1 protein-coding gene is annotated in these 1080 nt (G+C 65.2%); it reads left to right on the plus strand.

The window, feature by feature from the left end:
• Window positions 1-779: transposase (locus tag P9272_RS35840; protein WP_278164933.1), on the plus strand; the 779-nt coding region annotated here is incomplete at its 5' end.
• Between the last annotated feature and the right edge of the window lie 301 nt (window positions 780-1080).

Genomic DNA, 1080 nt, shown 5'->3' on the forward strand with positions numbered 1-1080 from the left:
TAGGCGCTGAGATCGGCCTCATCGCAGTGCTGCACAGCTGGGGCCAGACTCTCACCTACCATCCCCACCTGCATTGCATCGTGCCGGGCGGTGGCATCTCGCCCGACTGCATACGCTGGATCTCGTGCAGGCCGGGATTCTTTTTACCCGTGCGCGTGCTGTCGCGCCTGTTTCGCCGCCGCTTCCTGGAGGAACTGCGAGTGGCCCATGATGCGGGCTGGCTGGGCTTCTTCGGTGATCTCGCCCACCTGGCAAAGCCCGATGCCTTCGCCCGCTTGCTCGCCGAAGTCCGTCGCCTCGAATGGGTCGTCTATGCCAAGCCGCCCTTCGGCGGGCCGCAACAGGTGCTGGCTTATCTTGGCCGCTACACCCATCGCGTCGCCATCGCCAATTCCCGGCTGGTCAGCATGGCCGAGGATCGCGTCGCGTTCCGCTGGCGGGATTATCGTCATGGCGGCAGGACGAAGGTCATGACGCTCGATGCCCATGAGTTCATCCGCCGCTTCCTCCTGCACACGCTGCCCGACGGCTTCCACCGCATCCGCCACTACGGCTTCCTCGCCAACGGTCATCGCGCCGCCAAGCTCGGCCTGTGCCGCCGATTGCTGGCCAGCCAGCAGCAGAACAATCTCGAACCGAGTGCCGAAAGCGCCGCTGTCGCCGCCGAGCGCCTGACGTTGACGCATCGCTGCCCATACTGCGGAGGGGCGATGGTCACGCTCGCCACCTGGCGATGCGGACAGGCGCCGCCGAACCCCTTCTGGAATGACACCTCATGATCAGGCCGGGTGCGTCCACATCATCTGGTTCGGCACCCGTCGCCATGCGCGCCGGCACCCAGACCTTTGTCCCACCGCACAAAGCCGCACGCAGCCAGCCCGGCGATAGAGGCCACTGCTGCCTGTCTGACGGTTCACGCCATCACGGTTTTGCCTTCCGCCATGCTGCCCATCGCTGTGGTCGAACCGCGAACGCCGTTCATCGGGCTGGCAAAGACAATCCCCACCGCTTCTCAGGGCTACAATCCCCATAGCGCCAGACCGACCCGCAGCTTCGCTCAATCCGGCTTGCAATGAGGTC

Source organism: Mesorhizobium sp. WSM4976, from assembly GCF_029625685.1.
Classification (GTDB): Bacteria; Pseudomonadota; Alphaproteobacteria; order Rhizobiales; family Rhizobiaceae; genus Mesorhizobium.